A 26115-nucleotide genomic window follows, 5' to 3' on the forward strand; every position below is an offset into this window, starting at 1 on the left:
CCCACGCCACACCGGCCCCCAGGCCCCACACCCGCTCCCCACGCCACACCCGGAAGCCCGATCACATCCACCGGAGGAACGTCGTGATCAAACCCCGTCCCAGAATCGTGGACCTCAGCGAGGTCGAGCCCAACACGCGGCGCGGCGGTGATCTGCGCGCCATGCTCACCCCGGCCACGGTCGGATCCACCAGCGGCTTCATGGGTGTGGCCATCGTGCAGCCCGGCGACCGCATCGGTGAGCACTACCACCCCTACTCCGAGGAGTTCGTCTACGTCGTCTGCGGTGAGCTGGAGGTCGACCTGGACGGCGAGCCGCACGTGCTGCGCCCGGAGCAGGGGCTGATGATCCCCATCGACATGCGCCACCGGTTCCGCAACGTCGGCGACGTGGAGGCGCGGATGGTCTTCCACCTCGGCCCGCTGGCGCCGCGTCCACAGCTCGGGCACGTCGACACCGAGGAGACGTCGGTGATCGGCGCGGCCGCGGTGCTGACCGAGCCGGGGGCCGAGCGGGGTGCCGAGCCGGCCGGGGCGGGCGCCGACGGCGGAGGGGTCCGGTCATGAACCGGCGCGTGGCGGTCACCGGCATAGGCATCGTCGCTCCGGGCGGCATCGGCACCCCCGCGTTCTGGGATCTGCTCGCGAACGGCCGGACCGCGACGCGGGGCATCACCTTCTTCGACCCCTCCCAGCTGCGTTCGCGGATCGCCGCCGAGTGCGACTTCGACCCGGCGGCGCACGGCCTGGACACCGAGCAGGTGGAACGGGCGGACCGCTACATCCAGTTCGCCCTGGTCGCGGGCGACGAGGCGGTCCGCGACTCGGGCCTGGACCTGGCGCGGGAGGACCCCTGGCGGATCGCGGTGTCGGTGGGCACCGCGGTCGGCGGCACCACCCGTCTGGAGCACGACTACGTGCTGGTCAGCCATGGCGGCGAGCGCTGGGACGTGGACCCCGAGCGGGCCCAGCCGCAGCTGCACCGGGCCTTCACCCCGGCGACGGCGGCCTCCGCGGTGGCGGAACGTTTCGGCGCCCAGGGTCCGGTGCAGACCGTCTCCACCGGCTGCACCTCGGGCCTGGACGCCGTCGGATACGCCTTCCACACCGTCCAGGAGGGGCGGGCCGACATCTGCATAGCCGGTGCGTCGGACTCGCCCATATCCCCCATCACCATGGCGTGCTTCGACGCGATCAAGGCCACGTCACCGAACAACGACGACCCCGCGCACGCCTCCAAGCCCTTCGACAACAACCGTGACGGCTTCGTCATGGGCGAGGGCGGCGCGGTGCTCGTCCTGGAGGAGCTGGAGCACGCACGGGCCCGCGGGGCGCACGTCTACTGCGAGCTGGGCGGCTACGCGACCTTCGGCAACGCCTACCACATGACCGGTCTGACCAAGGAGGGCCTGGAGATGGCGCGGGCCATCTCGACCGCCCTCGACCAGGCCCGGCTCGACCCCACGGCGATCGACTACGTCAACGCGCACGGCTCCGGCACCCGGCAGAACGACCGCCACGAGACGGCGGCCGTCAAGCGGGCGCTCGGGCAGCACGCCTACGACACCCCGATGAGCTCCATCAAGTCCATGGTGGGCCACTCCCTCGGGGCGATCGGCGCCATCGAACTGGTCGCCTGCGTGCTGGCACTGGCCAAGCAGGCCGTACCGCCGACCGCGAACTACGAGACCCCCGACCCCGAGTGCGACCTCGACTACGTGCCGCGTACGGCCCGCGAGCGGAAGCTGACCAGCGTGCTCTCCGTGGGCAGCGGGTTCGGCGGCTTCCAGTCCGCGGTGATCCTGACCCGGCCGAGGGAGTGAGGACGAGATGAGCGAACCCCAGGACCGGCGTGCGGCCGTCACCGGCATCGGCGTGGTCGCGCCCAACGGCATCAGCACCGACACCTTCTGGAAGGCCACCCACGAGGGACTGAGCGTCCTGGACCGGGTGACCCGCGAGGGCTGTGAGCGCCTGCCGCTGAAGGTGGCCGGCGAGGTCCGCGCCTTCGACGCGGCGGACACCATCGAGGAGCGCTTCCTCGTCCAGACCGACCGCTTCACCCACTACGCCATGGCCGCGGCCGACTTCGCGCTCACCGACGCCCGGCTCGGCCAGGCCGACACCGACCAGTCGCCGTACTCCATCGGCGTGGTCACCGCCGCGGGCTCCGGCGGCGGCGAGTTCGGCCAGCGCGAGTTGCAGCGGCTGTGGGGCAAGGGCAGCCGGTTCGTGGGGCCGTACCAGTCCATCGCCTGGTTCTACGCCGCGAGCACCGGCCAGGTCTCCATCCGCCGCGGCTTCAAGGGCCCCTGCTCGGTCGTCGCCTCCGACGAGGCCGGCGGTCTGGACGCCCTCGCGCACGCGGCCCGTGCGGTGCGGCGCGGCACCGACGCGATCGTGGCCGGCTCCACCGAGGCCCCGCTCGCGCCGTACTCGATGGTCTGCCAGCTCGGCTACGCGGAGCTGAGCCGGGCGAGCGAACCGGAGCGCGCCTACCGGCCGTTCACGAAGGACGCGTGCGGTTTCGTGCCCGCCGAGGGCGGCGCGATGCTCGTGGTGGAGGCCGCCGGGGCCGCCCGCGCCCGCGGCGCCGACATCCGGGCCTTCGTCGCCGGGCACGCGGCCACCTTCACCGGCGCCTCCCGCTGGGAGGAGTCCCGCGCGGGCCTCGCCCAGGCCATCCGGCAGGCGCTGGCCGAGGCCGAGTGCGCGCCCGAGGAGGTCGACGTCGTCTTCGCCGACGCCCTCGGGGTGCCGGCGGCCGACCGGGCCGAGGCGCTGGCCATCGCCGACGCCCTCGGCGCGCACGGCGGCCGGGTGCCGGTCACCGCGCCCAAGACCGGCACCGGGCGCGGCTACTGCGCGGCCCCCGTCCTGGACACCGCGGCGGCCGTCCTCGCGATGGAGCACGGACTGATCCCGCCGACCCCGAACGTCCACGACGTCTGCCACGACCTCGACCTCGTCACCGGCCGCGCGCGCGTCGCCCAGCCGCGTACCGCGCTGGTCCTCAGCCGCGGCCTCATGGGGTCGAACTCGGCGCTGGTGCTGCGGCACCCCAGCGCGCGGTGAACAGCAAAGGAGGAGAGCAATGTCCAAGATCACCGTCGAAGAACTCGCAGCCCTCATGAAGAAGGCGGCCGGGGTCACGGTCAGCCCGGAGCAGCTCAACGAGAGGCCGGACACCGGCTTCGACGTCCTCGGCGTCGACTCGCTCGGCCTGCTCGGCATCGTCGGCGAGCTGGAGAACGAGCACGGCACCCCGATGCCGGTGGACGCCGAGCGCTGCAAGACCCCCCAGCAGTTCCTCAACCTCGTCAACAACACGCTGATGGCAGGAGCCTGACATGGCAGGACACACCCAGAACGAGATCACCATCGCGGCCCCGCTCGACCTGGTCTGGGACATGACCAACGACCTGGAGCGCTGGCCCCAGCTGTTCAGCGAGTACGCGGCCGTCGAGGTGCTCAAGCGGGAGGGCGAGAAGACCACCTTCCGGCTCACCATGCACCCGGACGAGAACGGCACCGTCTGGAGCTGGGTCTCCGAGCGCGAGCCCGACCGCGCCACCCGCACCGTCCGGGCCCGCCGGGTGGAGACCGGGCCCTTCGCCCACATGGACATCCACTGGGCCTACGAGGAGGTCCCGGCCGGCACCCGCATGGTGTGGACGCAGGACTTCGCGATGAAGCCGGAGGCCCCGGTCGACGACGACTGGATGACCGACAACATCAACAAGAACTCGAAGGTCCAGATGGCCCTGATCCGCGACAAGATCGAGAAGGCCGCCGCCGGACACCGGACCGCCCCGGCGCTCGCCGACTGAGCGCCATCGCACCCGAAGGGAAGTACCGTGCACCAGGCCCTGATCGTCGCCCGGATGGCTCCGGGCTCCGCCCCCGACATCGCGAAGATCTTCGAGGAGTCCGACCGGGGGGAGCTGCCCCACCTCGTGGGCGTCACCCGGCGCAGCCTCTTCCAGTTCGGCGATGTGTACATGCACCTCATCGAGTCCGAGCGCGAACCGGGCCCGGCCATCGCCAAGGTCACCGAACACCCCGAGTTCCGGGACGTCAGCGAACGGCTGACGGCATACGTCAGCGCGTACGACCCGGAGACCTGGCGCTCTCCCAAGGACGCGATGGCGCGCCGCTTCTACGTCTGGGAGCGCTCCTGATACGCGCGTTCGATCCGGACGGACGTCGGTCGCCGGGCCCGTGGTGCGACGGGCCCGGCGACCGACGGTCCGGATACGGCCTCGCGGTCACGCCCTCACACGGCACTCGAAGGCGTGCAGGTACGGGTTCACCGGCCGGGCGCCGTCCACGTCGAGCCCCGCCGCGGTGAGCCGGCGCACCATGCTGTCGGTGGTGTGCTTGGCCCCGCCGACGTTGAGGAGCAGCAGCAGGTCCATCGCGGTGCTGAACCGCATCGACGGGGTGTCGTCGACCAGGTTCTCGATGACGATCACGCGGGTGCCGGGGCCGCCCGCCTGGACGACGTTGTGCAGCAACCGGGCCGTGCTCTCGTCGTCCCACTCCAGGATGTTCTTGATGACGTAGACGTCCGCCTTGACCGGGATGGCCTCGCGGATGTCGCCCGGCACGATCTGCGCGCGGCCGGCCAGGTCGCCGCCCTCGCGCAGCCGCGGCAGCGCGTTCTCCACCACGCGGGGCAGGTCCAGCAGACTGCCGTGCATCTGCGGGTACTTGTCCAGCAGGCAGGCCACCACATGGCCCTGGCCGCCACCGAGGTCGGCGACGGACGCGGCGCCCGACAGGTCGAGCAGGGCCGCGACCTCCCGCGCCGACTGCTCGCTGGAACGGGTCATCGCCCGGTTGAAGACGTCCGCGGATTCCGGCGCGTCCTCGTTCAGGTAGGTGAAGAACTCCTTGCCGAACAGGCCCTCCACCACGTTGCGGCCGCTGCGCACCGCCTCGTCCAGCTTGGGCCAGGCGGCCCAGGTCCACGGTTCGGTGCACCACAGCGCGATGGCGCGCAGGCTGTTCGGGTCGTCCTCGCGCAGCAGCCGGGACATGTCGGTGTGCGCGAAGGTGCCGTCGGGCCGCTCGGTGAAGACGCCGTAGCAGGTCAGGGCCCGCAGCATGCGGCGCAGCGGGCCGGGTTCGGCCCCCACCCTGGCCGCGAGGGCCTCGGCGCTCTGCGGGGTGTCCCCGAGCGCGTCGGGCACGCCGAGGCGGGCGGCGGCCCGTACGGCGGCGGACAGGGCCGCCCCGAAAGCGAGTTCGCGCAGCCGCATGGGCGGGGGCGGGGCGGTCGGGGCCTCGGCGGTGGCCCGGTTCGGCGGTGCCGTCTCAGCGGTGGTCATCTGCCGCCTTCCTTCGTTCTCGGCGTGCGTCGGTCCAGCGGGGGCGGGGTCGGGCGGTCAGCACAGGCCGGCGGGCTTGGAGACCCGGCAGGCGTTGTGGTCGAAGGTGTTGCCGATGCCCTTGGTCTCGGTGTTCACCAGGTCCGCGGGGGCGTTGCCGGCCAGCGCGTTGCCGCTGACGCGGTTCTGGTCGTTGGTGACGCCGACGAAGCTCTTGAACAGCACGATGCCGCCGGACAGCGGGGACTTGCCCGAGTTGCCGGTGACCCGGTTGCCGTCCACCACGGTCTTTTCGGCGCCGGTCAGCACGATGCCGGAGCCCTGGATGGCGGGCAGCCGGTCGGTCTTGGGGCAGTACTTGTTGTTCTCGGTGACGTCGTTGTAGGCGACCTCCAGGTCACCGGCCTTGGGCTTGTTCTCGTCGCCCACGACGAAGACGCCCGCGCAGTTGCCCTCGATGTGGTTCTCGGCCACCGAGAGGTTGCGCAGCCGCCGCACCGTGACGCCGATGCGGTTGTCCTCCAGCCGGTTGTGGTCGATCACCGTCCGCCGGGTGTCGAGGGCGCCGGCCTCCTCGGTGATGGTGTTGGCGAGGAAGACGCCCGCGTCTCCGTTGCCCTGCGCGTAGTTGCCGGTGATGCGCCCGTGCACGGACCGCTCCTGGGCGATGCCCCACACGGAGTTCCGCACGGCCTGGACGCCGTGCACGGTCATGGTGTCGGTCGCCATGCCGAACACCCCGGCGCGGGCGAAGCCGGTCACCTTCAGGTCGGCGACGGTGACGCCCTCGACGTTCGTCGTCTTGGTGCCGATCACGCAGATGCCGTTGCCGCCCTCGGCGCAGCTCTTGGTGGCCTTGGTGTCCTTGGTGACCTTGCTCGGCGCCGGGCCGGCCGTCGTCTTCGCGGCGGGCTCGATCACGGTGCGCGCGCCCGTCCCGCGCAGGGTGACGCGAGGCGTGCTGATGGTGACGCTCTCCTTGTAGGTGCCGGGGAGCACGAGCACGGTGTCGCCGGGCCGCGCGCGGTTCACGGCCTGCTGGATCGATTCACCCTGGTGGACCACGAGGGTCTGGTGGAGGGCTGCCGCGGGGGCGGCGCCCGGTCCGATTCCCGTACCGACGAGGGCCGCGACGGCACTCGCGGCGTAAGCGAGGTGACATCTCTTCATACTGGGTACGTTATGACCGAATAATCCGTAGATGTGCGGATAGGCCAATCGGCGGCGTGTCCGCGCGAGTCGACGCATACTGGCGGCGTGACCCGAGCCGGCCCCCTCCGCCGTGGACTCGGGGCGGTCGCGGGCTACGTCCGCAGCGCCCCGGGCACCTACGTCTGGCTGGCGGTCCTGTTCGTCACCACCGTCGCGGTGCACCACATGTCGCCCGGCTTCGAGCAGCACTTCCTGCGCCGCAGGTCCACCAACATCCACGAGCTGTCCCGCACCCCGCTGCGGGTGCTGGTCACCAGCGCGATGTGGATCGACGGCGGGCACTGGCTGCCGTACGCGTTCCTGTACACCGTCTTCCACGCCCCGGCCGAACGCTGGCTCGGCACCGCCCGCTGGCTCCTGGTGTGCGCGGCCTCCCATGTGCTCGCCTCCCTGGTCAGCGAGGGGCTGCTGCTGAAGGCGATCCGGGACGGCATCGCGCCCCACTCGGCGGTCAACACCCTGGACATCGGGGTCAGTTACGCCCTGGCCGGCGTCGTCGCCGTGCTCACCTACCGCATCGCGCCCCCCTGGCGCTACGCCTACCTCGCCGTCGTCCTCGCCGTCTTCGCGCTGCCCCTGGCCGGGTCGCCCACTTTCACCGACACCGGACATTTCCTCGCCATGCTGATCGGCCTGGCCTGCTATCCGCTGACCAGAGGCCGCGGAAAAGCATGGAATCCGAAGGAGACACTGACCCTGCTCAGGGGTTAGGTTCCCGGCCATGAGCAGCTCGGCGAGCAGTGTCGTGAACGGTGGCATCTCCTTCTGGTACGCGGACGACGGCCTTCCGGCGGTGCGGGAGCCGCTGCCCGGTGACGCCACGGCCGACGTGGTGATCGTCGGCGGCGGTTACACCGGCCTGTGGACCGCGTACTACCTGAAGAAGGCCGCGCCCTTCCTGCGGATCACCGTCCTGGAGCAGAAGTTCTGCGGCTACGGCGCCTCCGGCCGCAACGGCGGCTGGCTGTACAACGGCATCGCGGGCCGCGACCGCTACGCGAAGCTGCACGGCCGCGAGGCCGCGATACGGCTCCAGCAGGCGATGAACGACACCGTGGACGAGGTGATCGCGGTCGCCGGGGCCGAGGGCATCGACGCCGACGTGCACAAGGGCGGTGTCCTGGAGGTGGCCACGACGCCCGCGCAACTGGCCCGGCTGAAGGCGTTCCACGAGCACGAGCTGTCGTACGGCGAGAAGGACCGGGAGCTGTACGGCGCCCGGCAGACGGCCGAGCGGATCCGGGTCGCGGACGCCGTCGGCTCCGCCTGGACCCCGCACGGCGCCCGGCTGAACCCGGCGAAGCTGGTGAAGGGGCTGGCGGCGGCGGTCGAGGCGCTGGGCGTGGTGATCCACGAGATGACCCCGGTGACCGAGATCCGCCCCAAGCACGCCGTCACCCCCTACGGCACCGTCCGCGCCCCCTACGTGCTGCGCTGCACCGAGGGCTTCACCGCCTCCCTCAAGGGCCAGAAGCGGACCTGGCTGCCGATGAACTCCTCGATGATCGCCACCGAGCCGCTGACCGAGGAGCAGTGGGCGGCGATCGGCTGGGCGGGCCGGGAGACGCTGGGCGACATGGCGCACGCCTACATGTACGCGCAGCGCACCGCCGACGGCCGGATCGCGCTGGGCGGGCGCGGGGTGCCGTACCGCTTCGGCTCCCGCACGGACAACGACGGCCGCACCCAGCGCGCGACGGTCGAGGCGCTGCGGGACATCCTGGTGCGCTTCTTCCCGTCCCTGGCCGGGGTCGCCGTCACCCACGCCTGGTCCGGTGTCCTCGGTGTGCCGCGCGACTGGTGCGCCACCGTCACCCTCGACCGCGCCACCGGCCTCGGCTGGGCCGGCGGCTACGTCGGCTCCGGGGTGGCCACCACCAACCTCGCCGCCCGCACCCTGCGCGACCTCGTCCAGCAGGACTCCGGGCAGGCCGGCCGCACCGAACTCACCGAGCTGCCCTGGGTCGGCCACAAGGTCCGCAAGTGGGAGCCCGAGCCGCTGCGCTGGCTCGGCGTCCACGGCATGTACGCCACCTACCACACCGCCGATCAGCGCGAACGCCGCCGCCCGGCGACGGAGTCCTCGCGGCTGGCGAAGGCGGCGGACCGGGTGGCGGGACGGCACTGAGGGGCCGGCCGTTGATCCCCTGACGAAAGCGGAACGCGATCATGACAAAAGCGCGACGCGGGGCGGCCAGTATGATCCTCGCCGCACATCGACCAGATGAACGACCGCGTCCGCTTTGCCACGGCATCCGTGCGGCGGGCCCGCGTTCGTCTACGGGGAGAGGTTCTTTTTTCATGCGTATCCGTGTCGCCACCCGCGTTCCCGCCGTCGCCGCGATAGCCGCCTGCGGCCTGCTGCTCACCGGGTGCAACGACGACTCCGGCTCGGGTGCCGGCTCCGCGCCCTCACCCGCGCCGAGCGCGTCGGCCGCCGGCGGCTCCGCCCCCTCGGCGTCGCCCTCGCAGCCGGCCGCCGGGAGCAAGGGCGCGGCCACCGGCACCGCCGTGCCGGTGAACAAGACGATCGACGACGACGTGATGGGCGAGAAGGCCACCGTCATCAAGTACGTCAAGGACTTCCAGCCCTCGGCGGCGGCGAAGGCCAAGTACGCGGCGCTGGCCGACGAGAAGGTCGTCCTGGTCGACGTCAAGGTCACCGCCAGCTCGAAGTACTACGACAGCTTCGGCGCCACGTCCTTCTACCTCACCGGCATGCCCAACGGCATCGACCAGGCCAGCACCACCATCCTCGACGACGAGATCAAGGCGGCCGGCTACCCGCCGCTGAAGGACGCCGAGACCGGCAAGACCTCCACGGGCTGGGTCGCCTTCACGCCCACCAAGGACGCGGACAAGCTCGTCCTGCGCTACAAGCGCCTGGCGGCCAAGGCGTCGGACGGCACGGACATCACCGCGAAGAACTTCGACGTCCCGCTCGACTGACGCGTACGGAACGGGGCGCGTCGCATCGGGGCGCGTCCCGGCCTCAGCCCACCGGCTCCCGCACCGGCCGGCCGGCCCGCGTGCCGTGCTTCGGGGCCGGGGCGGTCACCATGAGGCCCGCGGTCAGGGCGGAGACGAGCATGATCAGGGCGGCGCAGCCGATGGCGACGGCGTAGCCGTGCACGGTGCCGGCCGGGACCGCGCCGGGCCGGTGCGGTCGGGCGGCAACATAGGACGCGGCACTGGTGGTGGCGATCGTGTTCAGCAGCGCCGTACCGATCGAACCGCCGGCCTGCTGGGCGGCGTTGACGGTCGCGGAGGTGATCCCCGCGTCCCGCGCAGCGACCCCCGCCGTCACGGTGGCGAACACCGGCATGAAGGTCAGCCCCATGCCGAGCCCGAGCAGCAGCAGGGAGGGCAGGATCTCCCCGGCGTAGGAGGAGCGCACGGTCAGCCGGGTGAGCAGCAGCAGCCCGCTCGCCGCCAGCAGCATCCCCGGCACCAGCAGCCGCCGCGGCGGCACATGGGGCAGCAGCCGCGCCGAGATCTGGGTGGCCCCGGCGAGGATCATGGCGGTCATCGGCAGGAAGGCGAGCCCGGTCCTGAAGGGCGAGTAGCCGAGGATGACCTGGAGGTAGTAGGTCATGAACAGGAACACCCCGAACATGCCGATCACCGCGAACGCCATCGTCAGCAGGCAGCCCGCCCGGTCCCGGCTGCGCAGGATGCGCAGCGGCAGCAGCGGGTCGGGCGCGCGCGCCTGCCACCACACGAACGCCGCGAGCAGCGCCACCCCGGCCGCCAGCACCGCGAGCACCAGCGGGGAGGCCCAGCCGCGCGGCTGGGCCTCCCCGACGCCGTAGACGATCGCGGCCAGACCGCCGCAGCCCAGCAGCGCGCCGGGCACGTCGAGCCGGACGTCGCCGTGCCCCGGCCGGTCGTGCAGCAGTGTGAACGCGCCGAAGACCGCGAGCGCCGCGATGGGCACGTTGACGTACAGGCACCACCGCCAGGTCAGGTACTCGGTGAGCACCCCGCCGACGATCAGCCCGATCGCCGAACCGCTGCCCGCCAGCGCGCTGAAGACGCCGAACGCCCTGCCGCGCTCGCGCGGATCGGTGAACATCGTGGTCAGCAGGGACAGCGCGGAGGGCGCGAGCACGGCGGCGAAGGCCCCTTGCAGCGCGCGGGCGCCGAACAGCATCCCGGAGCCGGTCGCCGCCCCGCCGAGCGCGGAGGCGAGCGCGAAGCCGGCCAGACCGGTCACGAAGGCGCGTTTTCGGCCCACGAGATCGGCGATCCGGCCGCCCAGCAGGAGCAGCCCGCCGAAGGCGAGGGTGTACGCGGTGATCACCCACTGCCGGTTGCCGTCGGACATGTGCAGGGCGCGCTGCGCGGAGGGGAGCGCGATGTTCACGATCGTGGCGTCCAGGACCACCATCAGCTGGGCCAGGGCGATGACGACCAGCCCCCACCAGCGGTGCGGATCCGTACCCTCCGCGGCGGCCCGGGACTCACCCGTTCGGCCGATGCTCATCTGGCCAGAACAGCATGGATCGGGACGTATCGCATCTGGGTGACACGAGGTGGACGGCGCGGGTGGGGGCGATTGTCAGTGGCGGGGTGCAGCATGGGACCCATGGCGAGGGGAACGACCGGCGGGAGCCGGGTGGGACGGGGCGCACGGCGGCCGGAGCTGCGGCTGCCGGAGCTGCGGCCGTGGACCGGCGGCGGGCTCGGCCCGGACGGGGACTACGACGGGCTGGAGTTCCGGGACGCGGATCTGACGGGCCAGGACGCGGCGGGCGCCCGGTTCATGGACTGCGCGCTGCGGGGCTGCGCGGCCGACGGGACGCGGCTGCGCCACGCCCGCGTGCTCGACTGCGCGCTCACCGGCCTGCGCGGGGTCGGCACCGATCTGTCCGAGGCCACCCTGCGCGACGTCGAGCTGACCGACCCGCGCCTCGGCGGCACCCAGTTGCACGGCGCGGTGCTGGAGCGGGTCGTGGTGCGCGGCGGCAAGATCGACTACCTGAATCTGCGCACGGCCCGGCTGCGGGACGTCGTCTTCGAGTCCTGCGTCCTGGTCGAACCGGACTTCGGCGGCGCCCGCCTGGAGCGGGTGGAGTTCGTGGACTGCGCGCTGAAGGGCGCGGACCTCACCGGGGCCACGCTGAAGGACGTCGATCTGCGCGGCGCCGCCCCGCTGGAGATCGCGCGGGGTCTGGACCGGCTGTCCGGCGCGGTGATCGGCACCGGCCAGCTCCTCGACCTGGCACCGGCGCTGGCGGCGGCGCTCGGGATACGCGTGGAGTAGGCGGCGTACCGGGGGCGGCGGGGTCTTACGCGACGCGGGGGAAGCGGGCCTGGAGGGTCCAGATCGCCGGGTTCTCGCCCAGGTCCTCATGCAGGTCGACGAGGTCGGCGACCAGGTCCTGGAGGAAGTCCCGTGCCTCGCGGCGCAGTTCGGCGTGGGAGAAGGAGAGGGGGGCCTCGTCCAGCGGCTGCCAGTCGGCCGTGATGTCGACCCAGCCGAAGCGGCGCTCGAACAGCAGCCGGTCACTGGACTCGGTGAAGTCCAGCTCCGCCCGCTGCGGCCGGGCGGCGCGGGAGCCCATCGGATCCCGGTCGAGCCGTTCCACGATGTCGCACAGCGCCCAGGCGAAGTCCAGCACGGGCACCCATCCCCAGGCCGTGGACAGCTCCCGGTCCGTCCTGGTGTCCGCGAGGTACACGTCCCCGCAGAACAGATCGTGCCGCAGCGCGCGGACGTCCGCGCGGCGGTAGTCGGTCTGCGGGGGGTCCGGGAAGCGGTTGGAGAGGGCGTAGCCGATATCGAGCACGGACCGATGGTGTCACGGCGGCGCGGGACCGCCGGGCGCGGTCCCGTTCCCGGATTCCGGCCCTTCCTGTGAGCCGCCTGTGTACCTGAGCCGTTTGCGCAGGCGGACGGCGTGCACAACGGTGCTGGACGCGCCGCCGGAGCCGACTCCCCCCGTGATCGGCTTCCGCCTAAGATCGCTGACATGTCCAGATCCGTACGCCTGGTACCGGCCGCCGCGGTCGCGCTGGTGCTCACCCTGGCCGGCACCGGGTGCGGGAGCGGGGTGCGCGGCACACCGGGTGGCGCGGGCGTGCGCGACCCCTACTTCCCGAAGGCGGGCAACGGCGGGTACGACGTCGGCCACTACGCCCTCACCCTGGACTACACCCCGGCCACCCACCGCCTCACCGGTACGGCGGTCATCACGGCCCGCGCCACCAAGGACCTGTCCGCGTTCGACCTGGACCTCGCCGGGCTGCACGTGGACTCGGTCGGCGTCGACGGCCGGGACGCCCGCTACAACCGGGCCGGGCAGGAACTCACCGTCCGCCCGCACGACGATCTGCGCAAGGGTCACACCTTCCGTACGACCGTCCGCTACTCCGGCGTCCCCGGCACCCTCACCGACCCCGACGGCTCCGCGGAGGGCTGGCTGCGCACGGCCGACGGCGCGCTCGGGCTCGGCGAGCCGGTCGGGTCCATGGCGTGGTTCCCCGGCAACGACCACCCCTCCGACAAGGCCACGTACGACATCACCGTGACCGTCCCGCAGGGCCTGCAAGCCGTGTCCAACGGCGAGTTGGCGGACCAGTCCACCCGCGGCGGCCGTACCAGCTACCACTGGCACACCGCGCAGCCCATGGCCAGCTACCTCGCCACCGTCGCGATCGGGCACTTCGACCTCACCCGGTCCAAGGGCCCCGGCGGGCTGCCCGTGCTCACCGCGGTCGACCCGACGCAGGCCGAGGCGAGCGCGGGCGTCCTCGCGAAGCTGCCCGAGGTCGTCAAGTGGGAGGAGGACACGTTCGGGCCGTACCCCTTCTCCTCCGTCGGCGTCATCATCGACCGGCCGGACGACGCGGGGTACGCGCTGGAGACCCAGAACCGCCCCTTCTTCCCCGGCGCGCCGGAGCTGAGCACCCTCGTTCACGAGCTGGCGCACCAGTGGTACGGCGACTGCGTGACCCCCGAGTCCTGGCGGGACATGTGGCTCAACGAGGGGTTCGCCACGTACGCCCAGTGGCTGTGGGACGAGGACCACGGCGGGGACACGGCCGAGCAGACGTTCCAGTCCTACTACCGGGCCCACGACAGCGCGATCTGGGCCTTCCCGCCCGCGAACCCCTCCGGCGCCGCGCACATCTCCGGGTCGCCGGTGTACGAGCGCGGTGCGATGGTGCTCCACAAGATCCGGCAGAAGGTCGGCGACAAAGCCTTCTTCGCCCTGCTGCGCGCCTGGCCGGCCGCCCACCGCTACGGCAACGCGAGCACCGCGGACTTCACGGCGTTCGTCGAACGCCGCTTCCCGGACCAGGACTTCGGCGAGATCTGGAAGGACTGGCTGTACGGCGACGGCAAACCGGCCCACCCCTGACCGGGGCGCGGCCGCGCGGGCCGTCCTGCCCCCTTCCCCGGTACTCGGGTGGGGAAGGGCGCAGGCGCGGTACGTCAGACGTTGACGCCGAAGTCCTGGGCGATGCCGACCAGGCCCGAGGCGTAACCCTGGCCCACCGCGCGGAACTTCCACTCCGCGCCGTTGCGGTACAGCTCGCCGAAGACCATGGCGGTCTCGGTGGCGGCGTCCTCCGACAGGTCGTAGCGGGCGATCTCCGCGCCGCCGGCCTGGTTGACGATGCGGATGTAGGCGTTGCGCACCTGGCCGAAGTTCTGGCCGCGGTTCTCCGCGTCGTAGATGGAGACCGGGAAGACGATCTTGTCGATGTCGGCCGGGAGACCGGCCAGGTTGACGTTGATCGCCTCGTCGTCGCCCTCGCCCTCGCCCGTGCGGTTGTCGCCGGTGTGCACGATGGTGCTGTCCGGGGTCTGCTTGTTGTTGAAGAAGACGAAGTGGGCGTCCGAGTAGACCTTGCCCTGCGCGTTGACCGCGATGGCGGAGGCGTCCAGGTCGAAGTCCGTGCCCGTGGTGGTGCGGACGTCCCAGCCGAGCCCCACGGTGACGGCCGTCAGGCCCGGAGCCTCCTTGGAGAGCGAGACGTTGCCACCCTTGGACAGGCTTACAGCCATGTTGGGAGTCCCTTCCTAGTTGTCCCTGTGCGTGCCGACGAAGCTACCGGCACCCGGAAGAACGTCCAGGGGGGTCCCCGTGGTTCCGGGCCTCTTTACCTTTTTTACCCGGACTTCTCCGCGGCTTCCGGGAAATCCGGATGACGTGGACGGGCCCCGGCCGGGAACATGGAGGGCATGTCCGGTCCTTACGTCATCCGCGGCTCCGTCTCGCTCCCCGAGGCCGAGCTGATGTGGCGTTTCTCCAGGTCGTCGGGGCCCGGTGGGCAGCACGTCAACACCAGCGACTCCCAGGTGGAGCTGCGCTTCGACCTCGCCGCCAGCGAGGCGCTGCCGCCGGTGTGGAAGGAGCGCGCCCTGGAGCGGCTGGCCACCCGGCTCGTCGACGGGGTGGTGACCGTACGGTCGTCCGAGCACCGCTCCCAGTGGCGCAACCGCGAGACCGCCGCCGTCCGCCTCGCCGCCCTCCTCGCGGAGGCCACCGCACCCCCGCCCAAGCCCCGCAGGCCCACCCGGATACCGCGGGGCATCAACGAGCGCCGGCTGCGGGAGAAGAAGCAGCGCGCCGAGACCAAGCGCGGGCGCTCGGGACGCGACTGGGGGTAGGGACCCCGCCGCGCGCGGTGAGGCTCAGCCCAACTGCCGGTAGCGGCCCCGGAAGTACGTCAGCGGGCCGCCCTCCGCGCTCGGTACCCCTGCCGTCAGCACCCGGCCGATGACCAGGGTGTGGTCGCCCGCCGCCACCCGCTGCTCCGTGCGGCACTCCAGCGTGGCGAGCGCGCCGCCGACCAGCGGGGCGTGCGTGACCTCGCCCCGCGTGTAGGCGATGTCCTCGAACAGCAGCCGGTCGCTGATGCGGCCCTTCATGGCGAAGCGGCCCGCGATGTGCCGCTGGCTCTCCGCGAGCACCGACACCGCCCACAGCGGCTGTTCGGCGAGCAGGTCGTCCATGCGCGAGCCCTCCCGCAGGCTGACCAGCACCAGCGGCGGATCGAGGGAGACCGACAGGAAGGCCGTCGCGGTCATGCCGACGTCCTCCACGCCCGGTGCGTCAGGGTCGCCGGGATCGAGCGGCGGTTCCTGCGCGGTCACCAGGACCACACCCGCGGCCAGCCGGGACATCGCGGCCCGGAACTCGTCGTTGCTCACCCCCTCAGCATGCCCGGAAGCTGCGAGGGCGGCGGGAGAAGGCGTCTTCAGCACGCCGGAAACGCTAGTCTGCGCTCTGCGCCCGACGCATCGGGCCCGAGCCCGAGCCGGGTCCTAGGACCAGCGGCGGAGCGGGACCGGAAAGAGGCCATACGGTGAACGCACGGAAAACGCTGAAACCCCGCCCAATTGTTCATGTTTTGCTGTGACTTGAGTCACAAGGGGCAGGAATTGTTGACCCTGTGTACCGGGTGAGCAGCGCGCTGTGATTCAGTGGCGGTGAAACTGCTGGAGCAACCACGAGGCGCCGAAGACGACGACCCTTGATTCGCTGCGAGGTCTCGGGGGGAGGGCGAGCATGGAGACCGAGTCGGAGCCGTACGTCCGCCTTGCGTCCCTGCGGCAGCTGCACCAGGTCATGGCGGACATGAACACGGCGCGCAGCCTGGCGGACACCTTGCAGACCGTCGCCGACGGCGTGGTCAACGCCCTCGGATACGAGATGGCGGGCGTGAACCTGGTACGCCCCGACGGCGATCTCGTCGTCGCCGCGTTCGCCGGCAACTCCGCGGCCGAAGCCCTGATCACCGGCCGGGTCGGCTCCCGCGAGGCCTGGGACCGGCGCCTGGGCATGGGCGAGCGCTGGGGCGACCTCGTGTTCATACCGCACACCGAGGGCTGGGTGCTGGACGACGACGATGTGCCCCAGTGGTTCACCGACGGCCCGGCGCCGCGCTTCAAGGACGAGTGGCACCCCTCCGACCGCCTGTTCGCCCCCATGTACACACCGGGCGCGCCGGGCGGCTCCAGCGGCGAACTGCTCGGCGTCATATCCGTCGACCGCCCGCGCAACGGCCGGCTGCCCGGCGCCTGGGGCCGCGAGGCCCTCCAGATGTACGCCTTCCAGGCCGCCATCGCGATCAGCAACGCCCGGCTGCGCTCCAACATGCAGCGCGCCCTGGTCCGCCTGGAGCGCGAGCAGCAGGCGCTGCGCGCGAGCGAGGAGAGCTTCCGGCAGGCGTTCGAGTACGCGCCGTCCGGCATGGCCATCGCCGAGATGGGCGGCGAACAGCACGGCCGCATCCTGCGCACCAACGACGCCCTGTGCCGGCTGCTCGGCCGCCCGGCCTCCGCGATGCGCCGCTACTCCTTCTCGGACCTGGTGCATCCCGAGGACATCGGCACCCTGCTGCGCACCTCGGCCGAGGGCGGCCGCGCCGAGCTGCGCCTCGGCCGCCGCGACGGCAGCTACGTCTGGGTGTCGCTGCGCAACAGCGTGGTCGCGGACGCCGCCGACGGGCCCCGCTTCCTGCTCACCCACGTCGAGGACATCGAGGAGCGCAAGCGCCGCGAGCTACAGCTCGCCCACCGCGCCTCGCACGACTCGCTGACCGGCCTGCCGAACTCCGCCGAGCTGCGCTCACGGCTCGCCGCCCGGCTGTGCCGCCGCCCGCCGCACGCCCTGGAGTCCCTGGACGCGGCCTACGGCCACCCCGGCTTCGACGGCCCCGCCGGGCACGGCTTCGACTTCGCGCCCGGCACGGAGACGTACGACGGCTTCGACCACCATGTGCACACCGTCGCCCCCGAGGGCGAGCAGGACGACGGCACCAAGGGCCTCGCGGTGCTCTTCTGCGACCTGGACGGCTTCAAGTCGATCAACGACCGGTTCGGGCACAACGCGGGCGACGCCGTCCTGATCGAGGTCGCCCGGCGGCTCTCCCAGGGGGTGCGCGACGGCGACACGGTGGCCCGGCTCGGCGGCGACGAGTTCGTGATCCTCGCCGACGGGCTCGGCCGCGCCGACGCCGAGGACCTGGCGGTACGGCTGCGCAACGAGATCATCCAGCCGATCCGGGCCGAGGGCCGGGCGGTCCGGGTGGGGGCGAGCTTCGGCATCGGATGGGCGCACTGCGGCATGACGGCCGACGAAGTGCTGAAGTCCGCCGACGAGCGGATGTACGTAGAGAAACGATCTCGTCCCAAACAGCACCGCCGCGCGGGATGAGCCCCAGGTCAGCGAGTTGATGCGGTCTGCGTCACCCGTTTGGCTCAGGTGATGGGGGTCCCCCCGTTCGAGCGAAGTCGAGAACGGGGGAGGGTAGGCTCGCTTTTCCAGCCATGACCGTATCCGTTCGCACCTGTTGAGGAGTACCAAGGGATGACGCCCGGCGACAACGGCGCGAGCACGCCCGAGGAAGACGACCCGTTCGGCTATCTGTACGCAGACGGCCAGGCCAGGGGAGCCCAGCCGCCCTCCGGCGGTTACGGCTACCCGAACTCGGTCAGCAGAGTGCGCACGGTCGGCGAGCGTCAGTACGGCCAGCAGCAGCCCCCTCACGTTCCGCAGCAGGGCGCCTACGGCCAGCCGAACGCGCACTACCAGGCCCCGGAGACGCTCCCCGGCGGAGCACCGCCCGCGGGCCGCGCCCCCGCCCCGCAGCCCGGCCCCGGCCGCCGCGGCCCCAACACCAAGGGCCTGCTGATCGGCGCGATCGCGGTGGTCGCAGCGGTGGTCATCGGCATCGGCGTCGCCATGATCCACGGCAACTCGGACGACACGTCCGACAGCCAGGCGAACACCACCCCGACCCAGAGCCAGTCCACGGACCCGACCCCGACGAGCAGTAGCTCGGCCGGTTCGGGCCTGCCGAAGGCCGATGCCGCGGACAGTTCGGTGCAGCTGTCGGGCGGCGCCGCGCCGGCCACCGACGTCAAGGGCTCGCGCGCCGCGGGCGGCAAGTACGTGGGCGGTCTGAACCAGGTCGGCGCCTCCGTCACCTGGAGCGTGGACGTCCCCTCGGACGGCGACTACACCCTCTTCACCGGGTACAGCGCCACCGGCGAGGACCAGTCGATGACGGTCACCGTCAACGGCAAGGAGTACGGCAGCAAGCTCGGGCTGCGGAACTGGCGGCACGCCGCCGACAACGACTTCGCCCAGGGCTGGACCCGCTCCTACGTGTGGCCCACCCTCAAGAAGGGCAACAACACCATCTCCATCTCCTGCCAGCCCGGCGACAAGTGCAACGTCCTGCTAGACCAGCTGTGGCTGAAGGCGGGCCGGGTCACCAGCTGAGCCCGGCGCGGCTCAATGACCGGCCTGCCCGGTCACCGTGACCCGTCCCAGCAGCTCCTCGTACGTCGACCGGTCGAACTCGCCCGCGGCGGGCGCCCGGACGGTGGCCGCCGCGAGGGCGACGGCGTGGGCGAGCCGGGCCGGCCAGGGCAGGCGGCTCACCAGGCCGGACAGCAGCGCGGCGACCGCCGAGTCGCCCGCGCCGGTCGGATTGCCGTGCACCCGGCCCGGTGGGGTGGCGCGCCAGCGGCCCTCGGAGGTGGCGGCGAGGAGGCCGTTCGGACCCAGGGAGGCGACGACCGTGTGGGCGCCCCGGCGGCGGGCGTCCTCGGTGGCGCGCAACGGGTCGTGGGAGCCGGTGAGTTCGGCCAGCTCGTCGGCGTTGGGCTTGATGATGTCGGGGCGGGCCGCCACCCCGCGGCGCAGCGGCTCGCCGCTGGTGTCCAGCAGCACCGGTACGCCCAGGGAGCGCGCCGTGCGTATCAGGCCCGCGTACGCCCCCACCGGCACTCCCGGCGGCAGGCTGCCGCACAGGGCCACCGCCGAGGCGCTGGGCACAAGTTCCGCGTAGCGGTCCAGGAAGGCGGCCCACTCGGCGGGCGTGATCTGCGGGCCCGGCTCGTTCAACTGGGTCGTGTCGCCGGAGATTTCGTCCACCACCGCGATCGTGCGCCGGCTCGCCCCCGCCACCGGCACCAGCGCGTCCGTCAGGCCCCCGGTCCCGGCGAGCCGGTCCCGTACCGCCCGGCCGGTGCCGCCGCCCGCGAACCCGGTGACCGTCACCTGGTGCCCGAGCGCGGCGAGCACCCGGCCCGCGTTCACGCCTTTGCCGCCCGGACGCTCGATGACCTCCGAGACCCGGTGCGAGGCGTGCGGACGCAGTGACCGCACCCGATAGGTGATGTCGAGAGCGGTGTTCAGCGTGACCGTGAGGATCACCCGGTCTGCCTCCCTCGAAGCCGTCGTTCCGGGCCCCGATCATGCCAAAGAGACGGCGGCCGGCCCAGTCGCGGGGCGGCCGCCGCCGGAGGAGAAGCCGGGCTTATCAGCCCAGTTGGGGAGCGACCACCCACTCGCCGCGCCGCATCACGCCCCGCACGTCGAAGTCCGCGTCCAGCAGCACCAGGTCCGCGTCCTTGCCGGGCTCCAGGGAGCCCACGCGGTCGGAAAGGCCCAGCAGCCGGGCCGGGTTGGCGGACAGCGCCTTCACCGCGTCCTCCACCGGCAGCCGGTCCACGGTCACCGCCCGCTTGAACGCCCGGTCCAGGGTCAGCGTGGAGCCCGCGATCGAACCGCCCTCCACCAGCCGCGCCACCCCCTCGCTGACCTCGACCTCCAGCGGGCCCAGCAGGTAGCGGCCGTCACCGGCACCGGCCGCGTCCATCGCGTCCGTGATGAACGCCACCCGGTCCGCGCCCGCGTGATGGAAGGCCAGCTCCAGGGCGGCCGGGTGCAGATGCGTGCCGTCGTTGATCAGCTCGACCGTCACCCGCTCGTCCTCCAGCAGGGCGGCGACCGGGCCCGGCGTCCGGTGGCCGAGGGCGGGCATCGCGTTGAAGAGGTGCGTGGCGACCGTGGCACCCGCCTCGATGGCGTCCACCGTCTGCTCGTACGTCGCGTCCGTGTGCCCGATCGCGGCGATCACCCCGTGCTCGGCGAGCAGCCGTACCGAGTCGATGCCGCCCGGCAGCTCGGCGGCCAGGGTGAGCATCCGGGCCTGCCCGCGCGCCGCGTCGATCAGCTTGCGCACCTCGGCCGGCTCCGGGTGGCGCAGCAGCGCCTCGGAGTGGGCGCCCTTGCGGCACGGCGAGATGAACGGCCCCTCGAAGTGGATGCCCGCGATGTCGCCCTGTTCGGCCAGCTCGCTGAGCAGCCCGGCGCGGCTGACCAGCAGGTCCATCTCGTCGGTGACGGTGGAGGCGACGAGGGTGGTGGTGCCGTGCTCGCGGTGGGTGCGGACGGCGGTGAGGATCTGCTCGGCGGTGCCGGCGAAGGAGGCTCCGCCGCCGCCGTGGTTGTGGAGGTCGACGAAGCCGGGGACGAGCCAGTGGCCGGTGACGTCGACGGTCCGGGCGCCGGCCGGGGTCTCGCCGGTGATGCGCCGGCCGTCGATGGCCACGGTGCCGTTCTTCACCGTGCCCGTGGGAAGTACCACGTTCGCGCCGGTGAGCACCTGTGGGTGCGTCGCGGCTCCTGTGGGGCTGGCCATCAGGTGTCTACCTCCGGAGTAGAAGTGGTCGTCAGCAGATCCCGCGCGAGCAGCCCCGCGCCCAGGCAGCCGGCGGTGTCGCCGAGGGCGGCGGGGACGATGGACGGCAGTCTCTGGAAGGTGACCCGGCACCGGACGGCGTCCCGCAGGGGCTGGAACAACACTTCCCCCGCCTCGGCGAGACCGCCACCGATGATCAGCGTGCGCGGGTCCAGCAGGGTGAGCGCGGTGACCAGGCCGTCGGCGAGCGCGTCCACCGCCTCCTGCCAGACCCGCCGGGCGTCCGGGTCGCCCGCCGCGACGGCCCGCGCGCAGTCGGCCGCGTCCGCCTCCGGGCCCCCGCCGGCCGCCGCCCAGGCCTCGCTGACGGCGGACGCGGAGGCGTACCGCTCCAGGCAGCCGCGCTGTCCGCAGGGACAGGGCGCCCCGCCGGGCCGTACGACGACATGGCCGATCTCGCCCGCGAAGCCGTGCGCCCCGGACTCCACCCGGCCGTCGATCCCGATCGCGCCCGCGATGCCGGTGCCGAGCGGCACGAACAGGAAGCGGTCGGCGCCCCGGCCCGCGCCGATCCGGCCCTCGGCGAGGCCGCCGGTGCGCACGTCGTGGCCGAGCGCGACGGGCACCCCGAGCCGCTCGGCGAGCAGCTCGCGCAGCGGTACGTCCTTCCAGCCGAGGTTGGCGGCGTAGACGGCGGTGCCCCGCGCCTCGTCGACGATCCCGGGGACCGCGATGCCGGCGGCGGCCGGCGGGCCGTGGTGCTCGGTGCCGTACGCGAACAGGTCGGCGGCGAAGTCGAGGATGCCCGCGACCACCGCGTCGGGGCCGCGCTCGCGGCCGGTGGCGCGGCGGGCGCGGTGCAGCAGGGCGCCGTCGTCCCCGACGAGGGCGGCCTTCATCCCGGTACCGCCCACGTCCAGGGCGATGACATGTCTCACGGGGACAGTGTGGCCCGCTGACCCGCAAGAGGTCTAGTCCATTCACGTGGTGTAGACCTTAGGCGTTCATCTCATGAATCGTTCGAACAGCAGGGTTGGGATTTTGACGGTGCGTCGGCGTACGGCAGGAATGGTCGCGATGGTGTCCGCGATGGGCATGACCGCGCTCCTCGGCGGCTGCGGGAGCACGGGCTCCTCCGATGTGACCCTCAGACTCGTGGCCGCGGACTACGGCGACTCGGCGGCGAACAGTTCGCAGAAGTACTGGGACTCGCTGGTCAAGGAGTACGAGACGACGCATCCGGGCGTGAAGATCCAGGTCAGCGTCTACTCCTGGAACGACGTCGACCGCAAGGTCAAGGAGATGGTCGACGCGGGGCACGCGCCGGACATGGCGCAGATCGGCGCCTACGCCGACTACGCGGCCGCCGGGAAGCTCTACGCGGCCTCCGACCTGCTCTCCATCCGCACCCAGGCGGACTTCCTCTCCCAGCTGGCCGACGCCGGCCAGTGGAGCCATACGCAGTACGGCATACCCTTCGCCGCGTCCACGCGGGTGCTGTTCTACAACAAGACCCTCTTCTCGAGCGCCGGGATCACCCCGCCGACCAGCTGGGACGAGCTGGCCGCGGACGCCAAGGCGCTCAAGGCGAAGGGCGTGAAGTACCCCTTCGCGCTGCCGCTCGGGCCCGAGGAGGCGCAGGCCGAGACGATGCAGTGGCTGCTCAGCGGTGGCGACGGCGGCACCGGGGGCACGGGCTACACCGACGACATCGGCAGCTACACCATCGACTCCGAGCAGAACGTGCGGACCTTCACCTGGCTGAAGGACGACCTGGTCGCCAAGGGGCTGACCGGGCCGGTGCCGCCGGGGAAGCTGAACCGGGCGCAGGCGTTCGCGGCGTTCGCCGACGGTCAGGTCGGCATGGTCGACGGGCACCCCACGCTGATCCAGCAGGCCGAGGCGAAGGGCGTGCGCTTCGGCATGGTGCCGACGCCGAGCCGGACCGGGCGGGCGCGGGCGTCGATGGGGGTGACCGACTGGATGATGGCGTTCAAGCAGAACGGCCACGCCGACCAGATCGGCGACTTCCTGAACTACGTCTACAGCGAGAAGAACGTCCTCGACTTCTCCCGCGACTACGGGCTCCTGCCGGTCACCACCTCCGCCTCCAACGCCATGAGCGCGTCGGACGCGGCCCCCGACAAGGCGCTGCACCCCTTCCTGGACCAGCTCCCCACGAGCGAGCTGTACCCGGTGGGCAAGACGTCCTGGGCGGCGGTGAGCGCGGCCGTGAAGCAGGACATCGGCCAGGCCGTCGCGCCCGGCGGCGACCCCGCGTCCGTCCTCACCCGCCTCCAGGCCACGGCCACAGCGGCGGACAGCGCGGCCAGCGCCGGCTGAGCGCTACGGTTTCCCCATGGAACCGGGCGACACGGAACTGGGCGACCGCGAGAAGGCCATCCTCGCGCTGGAACGCCGGGGCTTTCCCGGCCCCGGCGCGAAGGAGCGCGCCATCCGCGAGGACCTGCGCCTCTCCCCGGTCCGCTACTACCAGCTCCTCAACGCCCTCCTCGACGACGAACGCGCCCTCTCCCACGACCCCGTCACGGTGAACCGCCTGCGCCGGATCCGCGAGACCCGGCGCTCGGAACGCTGAGCCGGACCGACCCCCCCGGCCGCCCGGCCGCCCCCTGCTCCCCCGACCGACCGAGCGAAGGCCGCGGGCCGCCCGCGACGCCGACTTCGCGCGGGGCGGGGCGCGACGCGGGCTTCGCGCGGGCCGGGGGTGGAGCCCCTGGCGGGGGCTGGGGCGGAGTGCCGGCGGGAACGCGGGCCGGGGCCCAGGCGTGACATGCGGCGCCGCTGGATAGTGTCGGTACATGGACCCTCTGCCGACCCCCGCCACCCCGGCCGGCCGGGACGGACTCGCCGCGCTGCTCACGAACCCCGGCACCGCGGTGATCGGCCTGGACTTCGACGGCACCCTCGCCCCGATCGTCGCCGACCCCGAACAGGCCCGCGCCCATCCCGCCGCCGTCGCCGCCCTGACCGCCCTCGCGCCCAAGGTCGCCCACATCGCCGTGATCACCGGCCGCCCGGCCGGCGTCGCGGTCCGCTACGGCGGCTTCGCCGGCGTCCCCGGCCTCGACCACCTCACCGTCCTCGGCCACTACGGCGCCGAACGCTGGGACGCCGCCACCGGCACCGTCAGCGCCCCCGCCCCGCACCCCGGCGTCGCCGCCGTCCGCGCCGAGCTGCCCGGCCTGCTGGACCGGGTCGGCGCCTGGCGGGGCACCTGGATCGAGGAGAAGGGCCGCGCCGTCGCCGTACACACGCGCCGCGCCCAGGACCCGCAGGCCGCGTACGAGGCCCTGCGCGCCCCGCTCACCGACCTCGCCACCCGGCACGGCCTGATCGTCGAACCCGGCCGCATGGTCCTCGAACTGCGCCCGCCGGGCATGGACAAGGGCGTCGCCCTCGGCGAGTACCTCCGCGAGACCGGCGCCGGCTGTGTCCTCTACGCCGGCGACGACCTCGGCGACCTGCCCGCCTACGCCGCCGTCGACAAACTCCGCGCCGAGGGCACACCGGGACTGCTCGTGTGCAGCGGCAGCACGGAGGTCGCCGAACTGGCCGAGCGGGCCGACCTGGTGGTCGACGGCCCCGAGGGCGTCGTGCGACTCCTCACCGCGCTGGCGGCTCAGCTGGACTGATCGTCCAGGGCGTGCAGCTGGTCCAGGAACCACCGGTCCGGCGGCAGCGCCGTGCCCGCCGCGGCCAGCCGCTTCGAGCGCTCGGCACGCTCCGCCGCCGGCATGGTCAGCGCCGTGTGCAGCGTCTCGGCGGTGCCCGTGACGTCGTACGGGTTGACCGTGAGCGCGTCCTCGCCCATCTCCTCGTGCGCCCCCGCCTCCCGTGAGAGCACCAGCACGCACCCCTCGTCGGAGACGACCGGCACCTCCTTGGCGACCAGGTTCATGCCGTCCCGGATCGGGTTGACCAGCGCCACGTCGGCGAGCCGGTACGCGGCCAGGGAACGCGCGAAGTCGTCCTTCACATGCAGCACCACCGGGGTCCAACCCGGCGTCTCGTACGCCGAGTTGATCTCCTCCGCGACCCGCCGCACCTCGGCCGTGTAGTCCCGGTACACGGCGAGGTCCTGCCGGGAGGGATACGCGAACGCGACGTGCACGACCTTCTCCCGCCACTCGGGGTGGTCGTCCAGCAGCTGCCGGTACGCCAGCAGCCCGCGCACGATGTTCTTGGACAGCTCGGTGCGGTCCACCCGGACGATCGTCCGCCGGCCCTCCCCGATCTCCGCGCGCAGCGCCGCCATCCGCTCGTCCACGTCCGGCCGGTGGGAGCGCTCGCGCAGGAAGTCGGCGTCCGCGCCCAGACCGTGCACCCCGATCCGGGTGCCCGCGGGGATGCCGGGCCCCAGCACCGCGTGGCAGCACCCGGTGAACGCGTCCGCCCAGCGCCGGGTGAGGAACGCCGCCCGGTCCGCGCCGAGGATCCCGGTCAGCAGTTCCGCCGCGATGTCGTCCGGCAGCAGCCGGAAGTACTCCGCCGGAGCCCACGGGGTGTGCGAGAAGTGGCCGATGCGCAGATCGGGCCGCAGCCTGCGGAGCATCCGCGGGGCGAGCGCCAGGTGGTAGTCCTGGATCAACACCGCCGCGCCGTCGCCCGCCTCCTCGGCCAGCGCCTCGGCGAACGCCTGGTTGTACGCCTGGTACGCCGCCCACTGCCGCCGGAAGTCCGCGTCGAAGACGGGCTCCAGCGGTGTCTGGTACAGCATGTGGTGCACGAACCAGAGCACCGAGTTGGCGATCCCGTTGTACGCGTCGGCGAAGACCTCCGGGTCGATGCCGAGCATCCGCACCCGCTGCCCGCCGGTGTCCGCCTCCGGCAACAGGCCGCCCCCGGCGCGGCGCACCGCCTCGCGGTCGCCGTCGCCCAGCGCGGCGCACACCCAGACCGCGTTCGTCTCCGGACCGATCGCCGACAGGCCCGAGACCAGCCCGCCACCGCCCCGCTTGGCGCGCAGCGAACCGTCCTCGTCCGCCTCGTACGAAACCGGGCCGCGATTGGACGCGACCAGCACCTCAGCACCGTGCGTGGAAGCCATGGTCCACAACCTAGCCCGACCTGGGAACACTCAAACCCGCGGACCC

General features: G+C 72.5%; 27 protein-coding genes. 17 read left to right on the forward strand and 10 right to left on the reverse strand.

The annotated features are described in order from the left end of the window. Positions 1-83 precede the first annotated feature (83 nt). Genes ACE4Q9_RS18415 through ACE4Q9_RS18440 form a run of 6 tightly spaced genes read left to right on the forward strand, consistent with a single transcriptional unit; the run spans position 84 to position 4180 of the window. Positions 84-566, forward strand: a complete 483-nt coding sequence (locus ACE4Q9_RS18415; RefSeq protein ID WP_397985307.1) for a cupin domain-containing protein — start codon at positions 84-86, stop codon at positions 564-566. Further along, a complete protein-coding gene (locus tag ACE4Q9_RS18420; RefSeq protein WP_397985308.1) occupies positions 563-1822 on the forward strand; it encodes a beta-ketoacyl-[acyl-carrier-protein] synthase family protein in 1260 nt (419 codons plus the stop codon). Before ACE4Q9_RS18415 ends, ACE4Q9_RS18420 begins: the two co-directional genes overlap by 4 nt. A 7-nt stretch (positions 1823-1829) precedes the next feature. Further along, positions 1830-3074 (forward strand): ketosynthase chain-length factor, encoded by a 1245-nt coding sequence (locus ACE4Q9_RS18425; protein ID WP_397985309.1) that lies wholly within the window; start codon positions 1830-1832, stop codon positions 3072-3074. 19 nt (positions 3075-3093) lie between these two features. Beyond that, a complete protein-coding gene (locus ACE4Q9_RS18430; RefSeq protein ID WP_397985310.1) occupies positions 3094-3348 on the forward strand; it encodes an acyl carrier protein in 255 nt (84 codons plus the stop codon). A gap of 1 nt (position 3349) precedes the next feature. Beyond that, positions 3350-3829 (forward strand): SRPBCC family protein, encoded by a 480-nt coding sequence (locus tag ACE4Q9_RS18435; RefSeq protein WP_397985311.1) that lies wholly within the window; start codon positions 3350-3352, stop codon positions 3827-3829. A gap of 27 nt (positions 3830-3856) precedes the next feature. Next, positions 3857-4180: a TcmI family type II polyketide cyclase gene (locus tag ACE4Q9_RS18440; protein ID WP_397985312.1), complete on the forward strand. Its 324-nt coding sequence runs from the start codon at positions 3857-3859 to the stop codon at positions 4178-4180. Positions 4181-4267: 87 nt separating this feature from the next. On the opposite strand, the gene ACE4Q9_RS18445 is transcribed toward ACE4Q9_RS18440, so the two are convergent. Together ACE4Q9_RS18445 and ACE4Q9_RS18450 are read right to left on the reverse strand one after the other, a co-directional pair. Next, on the reverse strand, positions 4268-5332 hold the full coding sequence (locus ACE4Q9_RS18445; RefSeq protein WP_397985313.1) for a methyltransferase: 1065 nt from the start codon (positions 5330-5332) through the stop codon (positions 4268-4270). Between the two features lie 57 nt (positions 5333-5389). Continuing rightward, positions 5390-6502 carry a nitrous oxide reductase family maturation protein NosD gene (locus ACE4Q9_RS18450; protein ID WP_397985314.1) on the reverse strand — a complete coding sequence of 371 codons (1113 nt, stop codon included), beginning with the start codon at positions 6500-6502 and terminating at the stop codon, positions 5390-5392. 87 nt (positions 6503-6589) lie between these two features. Between ACE4Q9_RS18450 and ACE4Q9_RS18455 the strand changes: the two genes are divergently transcribed. The 3 genes from ACE4Q9_RS18455 to ACE4Q9_RS18465 all read left to right on the forward strand — a co-directional run bounded on the left by ACE4Q9_RS18455 (position 6590) and on the right by ACE4Q9_RS18465 (position 9493). Beyond that, positions 6590-7255 carry a rhomboid-like protein gene (locus ACE4Q9_RS18455; RefSeq protein ID WP_397985315.1) on the forward strand — a complete coding sequence of 222 codons (666 nt, stop codon included), beginning with the start codon at positions 6590-6592 and terminating at the stop codon, positions 7253-7255. Positions 7256-7265: 10 nt separating this feature from the next. Next, positions 7266-8672: an NAD(P)/FAD-dependent oxidoreductase gene (locus tag ACE4Q9_RS18460; RefSeq protein ID WP_397985316.1), complete on the forward strand. Its 1407-nt coding sequence runs from the start codon at positions 7266-7268 to the stop codon at positions 8670-8672. Between the two features lie 173 nt (positions 8673-8845). Continuing rightward, the gene (locus ACE4Q9_RS18465) at positions 8846-9493 is read left to right on the forward strand and encodes a hypothetical protein (protein WP_397985317.1); all 648 of its coding nucleotides are present in this window, start codon (positions 8846-8848) and stop codon (positions 9491-9493) included. 43 nt (positions 9494-9536) lie between these two features. On the opposite strand, the gene ACE4Q9_RS18470 is transcribed toward ACE4Q9_RS18465, so the two are convergent. Further along, a complete protein-coding gene (locus tag ACE4Q9_RS18470) occupies positions 9537-11030 on the reverse strand; it encodes an MFS transporter (protein ID WP_397985318.1) in 1494 nt (497 codons plus the stop codon). Between the two features lie 102 nt (positions 11031-11132). Between ACE4Q9_RS18470 and ACE4Q9_RS18475 the strand changes: the two genes are divergently transcribed. After that, positions 11133-11810, forward strand: a complete 678-nt coding sequence (locus ACE4Q9_RS18475; protein WP_397985319.1) for a pentapeptide repeat-containing protein — start codon at positions 11133-11135, stop codon at positions 11808-11810. A gap of 25 nt (positions 11811-11835) precedes the next feature. Here ACE4Q9_RS18475 and ACE4Q9_RS18480 read toward each other — a convergent pair whose 3' ends face one another. Further along, positions 11836-12336, reverse strand: coding sequence for a hypothetical protein (locus ACE4Q9_RS18480; RefSeq protein ID WP_397985320.1), 501 nt, complete (start codon positions 12334-12336; stop codon positions 11836-11838). 183 nt (positions 12337-12519) lie between these two features. Between ACE4Q9_RS18480 and ACE4Q9_RS18485 the strand changes: the two genes are divergently transcribed. Next, positions 12520-13911: a M1 family metallopeptidase gene (locus ACE4Q9_RS18485; protein WP_397985321.1), complete on the forward strand. Its 1392-nt coding sequence runs from the start codon at positions 12520-12522 to the stop codon at positions 13909-13911. A 74-nt stretch (positions 13912-13985) separates the two neighbouring features. On the opposite strand, the gene ACE4Q9_RS18490 is transcribed toward ACE4Q9_RS18485, so the two are convergent. Next, the gene (locus tag ACE4Q9_RS18490) at positions 13986-14561 is read right to left on the reverse strand and encodes a TerD family protein (protein ID WP_397985322.1); all 576 of its coding nucleotides are present in this window, start codon (positions 14559-14561) and stop codon (positions 13986-13988) included. 168 nt (positions 14562-14729) lie between these two features. On the opposite strand from ACE4Q9_RS18490, the gene arfB reads away from it, so the two are divergent. After that, entirely contained in the window at positions 14730-15167 is a 438-nt protein-coding gene (gene arfB, locus ACE4Q9_RS18495) for an alternative ribosome rescue aminoacyl-tRNA hydrolase ArfB (protein WP_397985323.1), read from the forward strand. A gap of 24 nt (positions 15168-15191) precedes the next feature. Here arfB and ACE4Q9_RS18500 read toward each other — a convergent pair whose 3' ends face one another. After that, complete coding sequence (locus ACE4Q9_RS18500) at positions 15192-15683, reverse strand: flavin reductase family protein (RefSeq protein ID WP_397987258.1); 492 nt, start codon at positions 15681-15683, stop codon at positions 15192-15194. A 385-nt stretch (positions 15684-16068) separates the two neighbouring features. Between ACE4Q9_RS18500 and cdgB the strand changes: the two genes are divergently transcribed. Together cdgB and ACE4Q9_RS18510 are read left to right on the forward strand one after the other, a co-directional pair. Next, complete coding sequence (gene cdgB, locus ACE4Q9_RS18505) at positions 16069-17718, forward strand: diguanylate cyclase CdgB (RefSeq protein ID WP_397985324.1); 1650 nt, start codon at positions 16069-16071, stop codon at positions 17716-17718. Positions 17719-17871: 153 nt separating this feature from the next. Continuing rightward, positions 17872-18789 carry a carbohydrate-binding protein gene (locus ACE4Q9_RS18510; RefSeq protein ID WP_397985325.1) on the forward strand — a complete coding sequence of 306 codons (918 nt, stop codon included), beginning with the start codon at positions 17872-17874 and terminating at the stop codon, positions 18787-18789. A gap of 12 nt (positions 18790-18801) precedes the next feature. Here ACE4Q9_RS18510 and ACE4Q9_RS18515 read toward each other — a convergent pair whose 3' ends face one another. The 3 genes from ACE4Q9_RS18515 to ACE4Q9_RS18525 form a co-directional block, all read right to left on the reverse strand. Next, positions 18802-19728 (reverse strand): 1-phosphofructokinase family hexose kinase, encoded by a 927-nt coding sequence (locus ACE4Q9_RS18515; protein WP_397985326.1) that lies wholly within the window; start codon positions 19726-19728, stop codon positions 18802-18804. 106 nt (positions 19729-19834) lie between these two features. Next, positions 19835-20998 carry an N-acetylglucosamine-6-phosphate deacetylase gene (gene nagA / locus ACE4Q9_RS18520; RefSeq protein ID WP_397985327.1) on the reverse strand — a complete coding sequence of 388 codons (1164 nt, stop codon included), beginning with the start codon at positions 20996-20998 and terminating at the stop codon, positions 19835-19837. Then, positions 20998-21936 carry an ROK family protein gene (locus ACE4Q9_RS18525; protein ID WP_397985328.1) on the reverse strand — a complete coding sequence of 313 codons (939 nt, stop codon included), beginning with the start codon at positions 21934-21936 and terminating at the stop codon, positions 20998-21000. The genes nagA and ACE4Q9_RS18525 overlap by 1 nt, the downstream gene beginning before the upstream one ends. A 139-nt stretch (positions 21937-22075) precedes the next feature. Here ACE4Q9_RS18525 and ACE4Q9_RS18530 point away from each other — a divergent pair, with 139 nt between their 5' ends. From ACE4Q9_RS18530 to otsB, 3 genes are all read left to right on the forward strand, one after another. Continuing rightward, a complete protein-coding gene (locus ACE4Q9_RS18530; protein ID WP_397985329.1) occupies positions 22076-23341 on the forward strand; it encodes an extracellular solute-binding protein in 1266 nt (421 codons plus the stop codon). A gap of 16 nt (positions 23342-23357) precedes the next feature. Then, the gene (locus ACE4Q9_RS18535; protein WP_397985330.1) at positions 23358-23597 is read left to right on the forward strand and encodes a DUF3263 domain-containing protein; all 240 of its coding nucleotides are present in this window, start codon (positions 23358-23360) and stop codon (positions 23595-23597) included. Positions 23598-23820: 223 nt separating this feature from the next. Next, positions 23821-24654: a trehalose-phosphatase gene (otsB, locus tag ACE4Q9_RS18540; protein WP_397985331.1), complete on the forward strand. Its 834-nt coding sequence runs from the start codon at positions 23821-23823 to the stop codon at positions 24652-24654. Here the strand turns inward: otsB and ACE4Q9_RS18545 are convergent. Then, entirely contained in the window at positions 24642-26069 is a 1428-nt protein-coding gene (locus tag ACE4Q9_RS18545) for a trehalose-6-phosphate synthase (protein ID WP_397985332.1), read from the reverse strand. The two genes, otsB and ACE4Q9_RS18545, sit on opposite strands and share 13 nt — an antisense overlap. Positions 26070-26115: the final 46 nt, after the last annotated feature.

The sequence above is a fragment of the Streptomyces sp. AM6-12 genome (assembly GCF_044327085.1).
Lineage (GTDB): Bacteria > Actinomycetota > Actinomycetes > Streptomycetales > Streptomycetaceae > Streptomyces.

Excerpts from the sequence above, each read along its gene's own strand:
- ACE4Q9_RS18420 (WP_397985308.1), top strand. The coding sequence starts at position 563 with ATGAACCGGCGCGTGGCGGTCACCGGCATAGGCATCGTCGCTCCGGGC.
- ACE4Q9_RS18425 (WP_397985309.1), top strand. The coding sequence starts at position 1,830 with ATGAGCGAACCCCAGGACCGGCGTGCGGCCGTCACCGGCATCGGCGTG.
- ACE4Q9_RS18430 (WP_397985310.1), top strand. The coding sequence starts at position 3,094 with ATGTCCAAGATCACCGTCGAAGAACTCGCAGCCCTCATGAAGAAGGCG.
- ACE4Q9_RS18435 (WP_397985311.1), top strand. The coding sequence starts at position 3,350 with ATGGCAGGACACACCCAGAACGAGATCACCATCGCGGCCCCGCTCGAC.
- ACE4Q9_RS18445 (WP_397985313.1), bottom strand. The coding sequence starts at position 5,332 with ATGACCACCGCTGAGACGGCACCGCCGAACCGGGCCACCGCCGAGGCC.
- ACE4Q9_RS18450 (WP_397985314.1), bottom strand. The coding sequence starts at position 6,502 with ATGAAGAGATGTCACCTCGCTTACGCCGCGAGTGCCGTCGCGGCCCTC.
- ACE4Q9_RS18460 (WP_397985316.1), top strand. The coding sequence starts at position 7,266 with ATGAGCAGCTCGGCGAGCAGTGTCGTGAACGGTGGCATCTCCTTCTGG.
- ACE4Q9_RS18465 (WP_397985317.1), top strand. The coding sequence starts at position 8,846 with ATGCGTATCCGTGTCGCCACCCGCGTTCCCGCCGTCGCCGCGATAGCC.
- ACE4Q9_RS18470 (WP_397985318.1), bottom strand. The coding sequence starts at position 11,030 with ATGAGCATCGGCCGAACGGGTGAGTCCCGGGCCGCCGCGGAGGGTACG.
- ACE4Q9_RS18475 (WP_397985319.1), top strand. The coding sequence starts at position 11,133 with ATGGCGAGGGGAACGACCGGCGGGAGCCGGGTGGGACGGGGCGCACGG.
- ACE4Q9_RS18485 (WP_397985321.1), top strand. The coding sequence starts at position 12,520 with ATGTCCAGATCCGTACGCCTGGTACCGGCCGCCGCGGTCGCGCTGGTG.
- ACE4Q9_RS18490 (WP_397985322.1), bottom strand. The coding sequence starts at position 14,561 with ATGGCTGTAAGCCTGTCCAAGGGTGGCAACGTCTCGCTCTCCAAGGAG.
- arfB (WP_397985323.1), top strand. The coding sequence starts at position 14,730 with ATGGAGGGCATGTCCGGTCCTTACGTCATCCGCGGCTCCGTCTCGCTC.
- ACE4Q9_RS18500 (WP_397987258.1), bottom strand. The coding sequence starts at position 15,683 with ATGTCCCGGCTGGCCGCGGGTGTGGTCCTGGTGACCGCGCAGGAACCG.
- cdgB (WP_397985324.1), top strand. The coding sequence starts at position 16,069 with ATGGAGACCGAGTCGGAGCCGTACGTCCGCCTTGCGTCCCTGCGGCAG.
- ACE4Q9_RS18510 (WP_397985325.1), top strand. The coding sequence starts at position 17,872 with ATGACGCCCGGCGACAACGGCGCGAGCACGCCCGAGGAAGACGACCCG.
- nagA (WP_397985327.1), bottom strand. The coding sequence starts at position 20,998 with ATGGCCAGCCCCACAGGAGCCGCGACGCACCCACAGGTGCTCACCGGC.
- ACE4Q9_RS18530 (WP_397985329.1), top strand. The coding sequence starts at position 22,076 with ATGGTGTCCGCGATGGGCATGACCGCGCTCCTCGGCGGCTGCGGGAGC.
- ACE4Q9_RS18535 (WP_397985330.1), top strand. The coding sequence starts at position 23,358 with ATGGAACCGGGCGACACGGAACTGGGCGACCGCGAGAAGGCCATCCTC.
- otsB (WP_397985331.1), top strand. The coding sequence starts at position 23,821 with ATGGACCCTCTGCCGACCCCCGCCACCCCGGCCGGCCGGGACGGACTC.
- ACE4Q9_RS18545 (WP_397985332.1), bottom strand. The coding sequence starts at position 26,069 with ATGGCTTCCACGCACGGTGCTGAGGTGCTGGTCGCGTCCAATCGCGGC.